This window comes from Phormidium pseudopriestleyi FRX01, assembly GCF_017313335.1.
GTDB lineage: Bacteria > Cyanobacteriota > Cyanobacteriia > Cyanobacteriales > Laspinemataceae > Laspinema > Laspinema pseudopriestleyi.
In genome coordinates this window covers 1-6945 of the sequence record NZ_JAFLQW010000011.1, presented here as the reverse complement: position 1 = coordinate 6945, position 6945 = coordinate 1, and the positions used below count along the sequence as shown (strand labels likewise).

Below are 6945 nucleotides of genomic sequence, written 5' to 3'. Positions count from 1 at the left end.
GTTCCTCATACCGTTCTTCTTTAGAGGGGTTGGGACGGTGGCGATTCAAATTCATTTGGCGAATGTTTTCTAACCACTCTCGCACCGCTGCCTCCACCTCGGGATTATGAGAAATTTTGGTGTTTCTACCCCGAGCATGAGCCACGGTAATATAACAAGCAGTGATGCTGGTAATAGTAGAGAGGAAAAAGAAGAATAACGAAAATCCCAACCGGGAAAAATTGAGGGCGAAGAGATTCCCAAAGAAATTACTAGAGGCGAGGCGGACTTCTTCAACTCCAGAAGTGATTTCTCCATATTCATTAAAATAGCGACTAAAAACTAGGGGTAATTCTCGATTGACAAAAATCAGGTCATTTCCGAGTTCACTGCGAGTTTTTAGTTTTTCTTCCCAGTCTTCTCGAACGGCAAAGGTTTCGCTGCGGATGCGATTGGCTTTTTGACAGAGGGGCAGGTTTTCCTCCGGGACGCGACTCCAATCCCGTTCGCGATCGGCGACGGACCCGTTCGTTTCCACATAGAGAGAATCCCAACGCGGGTCGGTACGCGGAATTTGGGATAAAAGCTGGAGGTTTTGCTGACATTGAGCAAAGGTGCGTTCGTAGGCGTCAGTATCGGGTTCGACTTGACGAATTTTGCGGTCATGTTCTTCGATTAATTCTTCCGCCAGTTTATAGCTTAAGGCGGGACGGTTATTAATTAATTCCGAACCAATTCCAGCCACGAAAGATTGCAGAATACTCATCAGTAAAAATCCTGCAAAACCCACCTGCGCCCAATATTTTTTACCCGGGCGGTTTCCGGCGGTGGCGGTTCCGGCTAAGTTGGTCCAATTGAGGATAATTAAGTTTAAGACAAAGCTGGCAACTGGGGCTACCCAAACATTTCCCAATCCTTTAAAGGCAAACAACAGAATGGGAAAGTTGGTGATGGCATTAATTAAGGTGGCACCGGAGACAATATCGGCAGTAATTTCGGAATCTCTGCGGACATCTCTGGGGACAAAAGCTTCTCCATCAAAATGTCGAGGGTTAGCTTGGAGAAAGCCTAGAACGTAAACAATCGGGGGTTTGGGGTTGAGGGAATAATATAAATTCCAAAACCATCCTTGGCGGCGGGACCGTTTGACGAGTCCCACATAGTCGGGATTTTTTTCCAACCATTGAATTAATAAGAAATCATCGCTCAGGGATGCTGAAGGGCGATGCGATCCGTTCAGTGGTTCGAGTTCATGAGAGCGCACTAAATCTAATTTTTCGCTGTTCATTTTAGGGGTATGCATACCGAAAAACTGTCGGGAAACCCTGATTGCAGTGGGGTTAAGGTCAGCACAATTCTGAGAGTCAGATTATGCAGACTAAGATTGCGATCGCCCCGGGAAGTAGGAGGGCGCAACTCTTGAGTGTGGGAATGGTTTGGGCCAAATACGCCAGCTATCACGGAATCGGGTTAATCTTTTGAATGCAATAAACGAGAAAATATTTCCGGCTAAATTGCGGCAATCGGTAGTGCATACAGAGGTTTTGAGTTGAGAAGTGGGCAGATAGATCGCCAACGGGGGTTGGCGGATGCTCAGTTTGGCAACAGGTCATGCTTATTTTACTAAAGCGAACGGCAGGTTGTGGGAATTTTGGACAAACTCTGCTGAAACTCTCGCCATAGCAAGGGAAGAGAGTTTTTGGGGGCGATCGCATTCCAGGCAAATTAGGGTCCTTCCTCCTCAACCGGGTCCTCTAACCATCAATCACCCCATCGGATTCCCCCCCTGGGGATAGGAACAAAACCTGGGGGAATGGGGGCCTAAATGGCCGGGTTTACAGCGGCAAAAACTCATCCTGAAACTGCCGCCAAATTTTAATGGTTTTATCTTGACTACCACTGATTAATGTTTGTCCATCGGGACTAAAAGCTAGGGAATTCACCGTGTCAGAATGTCCGAGGGTTTGCAGGGTTTTTCCAGTAGTTAAATCCCAAATTCTAATGGTATGATCGCGACTGCCACTCGCCAAAGTTTTGCCATCGGGGGCGATCGCCACCGCTTGTACCGTATCAGAATGACCCTTGAGCGTCTGTTGCAATTGGCGATCGCGCCACCGCCAAATTTTAATCACATCCTCTGTCCCGCCACTTGCCAAAATTTCCCCATCGGAACTGATGGCTAAACTATACACTTCTACATCCCGACTCAACCAAGCTTGTGCCGGACTCAACCAACCCGAAGGTCCTACTAAGGTATGACTTAGTTGTTCTTGTTCCGGATTCCAAATTTTAATTGTTCCATCAAAACTGCTGCTAACAATTGAGCCATCTTGGGGATGAAAAATCACCGCAGAAACTGCCCAAACATGACCGCGCAGGGTGGCAATAATTTTTTCTCGCTCAATATCCCAAACCTTAATCGTACTATCGACATTGTGACCACTGGCGATGTACTTGCCATCCCGATTAAAGGCGATCGACCAAATCGCTAAAGCAACCCAATCGTTACCTCGTAGGGTGGTTTTCAATTCTACCCGATTCTGTTCCCAGTCCACCTCCCAAAGTTTAATCGTCCCATCAGGAAAAAAACTACCACTCGCCAGAACTCCATCCTGGCGAAACTGGACAGAAGTCACCGTTCCCGTATGTCCTTTCAAGGGTTTTTTGAACTCCCCCTTTTGCAAATCCCAAAGTTTTATCGTTTGGTCAAAACTGCCACTGGCAATCATTCGGCCATCTGGACTAATCGCCACCGATTTGACCCCGGAGGAATGTCCCGTTAGGGTTGTCACTTCTTGCCAACTCGCCTGTTTTGTGACGACGGATGGAGAAAGTACAGGAATTGTTACGGGGATTTTAATTGGAAGTTGCGGCCAAATTAGCGGGGTTTGGGCGGGATTCTGGCAAAGAATCGGTAACCAACTCACCCCCGGATATTGGCATTCCCAGCATTCTAAACTATCTTTTGCGTCTCGCATCGCCACATACAAAGACTTGCCCTGAGAAAAACCCTGAAGAAACTTTTTAATAAACGCCACTGCATAATCCCCGGGCACAGGTTCCCGCATCACAATCACTTGGGGAATATTTAAACCCGCCAATTCTGTCGCTAAACCCAATCCATCACAGGAATTAAAAATTGCCAATTGAAGTCCGCGATTTAGAGCTTTTTGCAAGGATTTTTTCAACCCAGAAATGGTTAATCCATAGTCATCGGTAATGAAAAATCTCCCCGTTTCTCCCGTGGGGGAACTGGAACTATGTCCAGCAAAAAAAAGAATATCCCATCCCATCTCATCTTGCAGATTGTCATATAATTCTTCAGGTTGATGGGGATTGATAAACTTAATTTCAGTGTCAACTAATTTATTTAATTCCTTTTTCTCTTCTTCCGTATTAATATCTTTTCCTATGCCTAAAATACCTAAAATCCTCACTTTTTCTCTGGCGATCGCATCCGGTGCCAGGTTGATGCGCCGATATTCTGGCGGAACTAAAGCAATTTCTGCCTTAGCATATCCCTCAAAAATATCCCATTCATTCCAAGGGAGTTTTTTCAACCAAGGGTCACTCGTTTGAATAAAAACCCGAATCTCTTCAAAATCATCGGGTAGATGCTTGAAAAAAGTTTCCCGCACCTTTTGAAGTGCTCTGGATTCTGATTTGAGCCAATCTTTAAATGATTGTTTCAAATCATCCTTAGATTCTTTGCATTTTTTGAGCGGTTCTTCCGTTGGAGAAACAGTATTCTTGGGTGTCCCTGGGGAAGTCTTAATTCTCCTCTCGCCGAATTTTATACTGTTTAAATTGCACCGCCAGCTTTGGTAACATCCAGAAATTAGGGGTGATGGAGGCAAATGACCCATCGCTTCGGACAGAGGATTGCCTCCTTCTTCCCGAATTGCAAGCACCATCGGAAACCCGGTATTAAAATCTCCGTCACCAATTGTAAAAATCGCGAGTTTAGTCATGGCAATGATTAGTCTTTTAACTCTATATTTTGGGTTTAGATACAGTCGTGAAATGTTCTAACAAAAGCCGATGAATAAAAATATAACCGCTTCCAACTCTTTGTAAAAAGATGAGTTTTTGGGCATAATCGAGGAAACGGGTATAGTTCCAAGGAATCGCCCCATTACAATACAATAACACCCGCATAGTCAAATGTTGAATGCAGGCAGTCCCCGCTTGGTTCAGTCCATAAAATAATCCGACGAGGATTCCTGAAAGGATAGCACGAACCCTAAATTCCTGCATCCAAGCTGTCTCCAATCTCGCCGATGCGGATGCGGGTCCGATAATCAGGGTAAGGATTTGTTCGCTCATCAATCCGGCGGTGACCCCCAAGACTGCCGCTGCGATCGCCGCTAAAATTGCCGCATTTTTCAACGACTGCCAAATCCCTTGATTGGAAAATTGTTTGCGCTCTAAATCCCCCCCTTTTAGTTCATAAACTAGCACAATTAAAGGCGCAACGATTACAAACCCAATCATCCTAGAAACCATCCAAGTCATGACCCCTAAACCCAACCCCAGGGTTAAGGCTTTTTTGACGGCATCCCAGGACCAATTCAGAGTTTCTACGGGTCGAATCTTTTTCTCTCGTCCCACCGTCAGAGTCGCCCAAATTCCGAACGGTAATCCAAAAATTACCACAAAGATTACACTAATTGCCATTCCCCAAAATGGCTCTAAGAAAAACCCCACTGTTAACCAGAGAATCATCCCCACAATCGTCCCGCCAATCAGTCCAAATAGGAGTCCTACTCCCCAGGGAATCTGTTTTTGGAGGCGAGACTCTAACCATTTGGGTTGCAAGCGGTCCAGAAAAAATAGGGTTTGCGATTCCTGGTGCATCAACTGTGCCAACCAACTCAACCAGTGCATCATTGCTTCTTTATGATACGGCCCTTTCTCTGGGAGGTGACGATACCACATCTGGTTGATATACTCATCAAATAACCAGCGACGACGAGCTTCTAAAGACCCTAATTTCGCCCCATTTTTAGCATAATTTCCCTGATAAACCACCCCAATAATATTCAACATTAAGGGAGTTTTTGCCAATTCTATCAACAGGGGGTCGGATTGAAATGCAGCAATATTTATAGCCTGTTTTACCCCTATTTGAGCTATATATTCGGAAATTTGTGCTAGACTTAAAGGCTGTAAATAAATTGCCGCTTTAAAATTTAATTGAAATTGGATGGTTTCATAGTCTTCTCGGCGACTGGTGAGGACAAGTTCTGTCAGAGGGTATTGCTTAATGAAGGCATTTAAAGCGGTTAAACAGACCTTTCGCATTTCGGATTTGACTTCATCTAAACCATCCAGCAGTAAGAACAAGCGGCCTTTTTCAAGGCTAGATTTGAGCCAACTGGGTGAGACTTCATAATTGGCCGTTCCCTCCTCTATAATCCAGTCTTGAATGGGCAGCGTTTTCAGTCCCCATGAGGACAGATTGAATACCAGGGGAATCGGTTGAGTATAGTCTCTTTCTCCTCGGGCGATCGCATCTTGAGCTAATTCCAACAAAGTCACGGTTTTTCCCGAACCGGGTTCTCCCAAAATCAGCAGAGTTTTAGGGGTTTTGAGACGGTCAAAATACTGAATCAGTCGGGTATTTGCCGGGAGAATGAGTTCTGTTTGGTCTAGTTCTTTAACGGTTATTTCCACCGATTTCACACGGGGATACTCTTCTAGTCTCAGGTTCAAGAAAATTTGCTGTTGCAAGCAGTTGTCTAAAACTCCTTGAATCCAGTATTTTTTAACTTTTTGGAGTAAGGTTTTTCGGGTTTGATATTCCTGTCGAGTTTGAGGATTATCAACCTGCGGTTTTCCCAATATTCCTCGCCAAGTTAGGGAGGGTTTGAGGGGATGCTGACAGAGGATGGGTAATCCCATAATCCCCGGAAATTTTTTTTCAAAAAACTCTAAACTTTCTCGACCCTCTCGGACTGCTGGATATAAAGATTTACCCTGGGCAAAAGCGGTTAAGAATGCCCGCAAAAATCTAACAGACAACTGTTCCAAAACCGCCTGTCTGAAAACGACGAGAATCGGGGGATTGACTAAGTTTGCCAGCAATTCTGCTAAATCTAATCCATCATTGCAGATAGCGAGTTTCAAACCGCGATCGCAGGCAATTTCCAGAGCTTTTTTGAACTCAGGAATATTCAAGCGTTGAATCAAGTTTTGATTGCCAATAAACAGGATATCCCAACCCGTTGCATCCTGGAGTTGGAGATAAAGTTGCTGGGGTTGAGCGGATTTAAAAATAATCGGTTCCGCATCGGGTAAGGATTTGAGAGTTCGGAGGGTAGACAAGGTTTCTGAGTGAGGGCGATCGCCTACCACCGCTAAAATCCTCACCCGATCTCTCACCGGGGTCTCATCAAAATCCGGCAGGGGATTATACTCGGTTAAAGTGAGCGCAAATTCCGCCTGGGGATAGTGCTTTTGAAAGATATCCCATTCCTGCCAAGGTAGTTGTCGAAGAAGGCGATCGCCCGTTTGAATCAACACCCGAATCTCTTCCGGGCGATCGGTTAATTCCAGCAGTATCGCTTCCCGCAACTTTTGGACATCACCGTCACCCTTTAACCAGTCCTGAAAGCAACAGATGAGCGCTTGATAACTCTGCGCCAACTGAAGGCGATCGCCCTCCTCTAAATATAAAGTTTCCCAAGTCCGATAAATCCCTGGCAGTCCCGGATTGGGAGGGAGATTAACCAGGATTACCGTTTCCTGCGAGAAAGAAATCCGAACCGTAAACCCCGTTTCAAAGCTGCCTGATTCAAATCTAAATCGGATTGAACTTACCATTGCTTTTCCTCCCCTGCCACCGAGAATCAACGCCAGAAAAACCTAAATAATAAAACTTTCTGTTACACTCAACCCTCCAAATTCCAGCTTAATCACAAACCCTTCCCCCGGTTCCCCACTCAAGGGTTGTTCAATGCAATT

3 protein-coding genes are annotated in these 6945 nt (G+C 45.3%); all 3 read right to left on the bottom strand.

Annotation, left to right across the window (positions count from 1 at the left end; genetic code table 11):
• A partial coding sequence (locus J0895_RS00375; protein ID WP_207086169.1) for a hypothetical protein occupies positions 1–1267 on the bottom strand: 1267 nt, incomplete at its 3' end.
• A 547-nt stretch (positions 1268–1814) separates the two neighbouring features.
• Positions 1815–3950 carry a WD40 domain-containing protein gene (locus J0895_RS00370; RefSeq protein WP_207086168.1) on the bottom strand — a complete coding sequence of 712 codons (2136 nt, stop codon included), beginning with the start codon at positions 3948–3950 and terminating at the stop codon, positions 1815–1817.
• Positions 3951–3972: 22 nt separating this feature from the next.
• The gene (locus J0895_RS00365) at positions 3973–6804 is read right to left on the bottom strand and encodes an NACHT domain-containing protein (RefSeq protein WP_207086167.1); all 2832 of its coding nucleotides are present in this window, start codon (positions 6802–6804) and stop codon (positions 3973–3975) included.
• Positions 6805–6945 lie beyond the last annotated feature (141 nt).

Excerpts from the sequence above, each read along its gene's own strand:
- J0895_RS00370 (WP_207086168.1), bottom strand. The coding sequence starts at position 3,950 with ATGACTAAACTCGCGATTTTTACAATTGGTGACGGAGATTTTAATACC.
- J0895_RS00365 (WP_207086167.1), bottom strand. The coding sequence starts at position 6,804 with ATGGTAAGTTCAATCCGATTTAGATTTGAATCAGGCAGCTTTGAAACG.